Here is an 841-nt window from a genome sequence, read left to right as displayed (position 1 = left end):
GCGCCACCACCAGGGCCGGCAGCGTCACCTGGGGCGTGTACGTGGTCAGGCCAGGCAGCGCCACAGCGCGGGCGCGCAGGTCGGCCGTGACAGCCGCACGCAGGGCCACCAGGGCGCCGTAGACCACGTCGCTAATCGGCTCCTCGGTGGCCATCTGCGCGTCGATCAGGGCCAGCGTGTCCTGGCCAGCGGCCTGCGCTTCCTGCCGGCTCGGCCAGTCGGTCTCGGCGACCAGGCGGGCCGCCGTCAGCGCGGCCGCGCGGCCATTCAGTTGCCGGGCGGCGACCGCGTTCTGCGCGCGCTGGCGCCGCTCCGGCGTGTCGGCCACCGGCGGCGGCACCGCTGCGGCGCTTTCGGCCGTCTCGCGCAGCAGCCGCGCCGCGCGCACAGGCGTGCCAGGCGACAACAGCACGCGGGCGCCCATGCTGGCGGCCGCCGCGTCGCCGGCCAGGCCCGTCGTGACGTTGGCGCCGCCGTCGTCATCATCGGACCGACCCACCAGGCTGCGGCCGCTGTACAGGTCCAGGGCGTTGATGGGGCGCATGACCGCGCCTTTCAGGCGGTTGTATCCGCCGATCACGATGCCGGCCACGTTCATGGGGAAGCGGATGAACTCTGCGACCTGGTCGGCGATGCCGCCCACCACGTCCTCGATGCCGCGCACCACGGCGGTCAGATCCCGCTCGACGGCCACCAGCGACCAGCCGAGCAGCCCATCGACGCTCCACTTGTCGGCGAAGTCGTCCAGGATCGACCCCTCGAAGATGTCGGCGGCCAGGCCGACCTCGCGCTGGGTGTCCATGGCCGTGGCCGGGTAGGACTCCTCGCCCGCCTCGGAAAA

General features: G+C 73.5%; 1 protein-coding gene. It reads right to left on the bottom strand.

Annotated features, from left to right (window positions below):
* Positions 1–841: hypothetical protein (locus tag C1I89_RS34760; RefSeq protein WP_219929636.1), on the bottom strand; the 841-nt coding region annotated here is incomplete at both ends.

The sequence above is a fragment of the Achromobacter pulmonis genome, assembly GCF_002885955.2.
Taxonomy (GTDB): domain Bacteria; phylum Pseudomonadota; class Gammaproteobacteria; order Burkholderiales; family Burkholderiaceae_B; genus Achromobacter; species Achromobacter pulmonis_A.
Note: the sequence above shows the minus strand (reverse complement) of the source record. Positions and strands in the feature narration are given on the sequence as shown.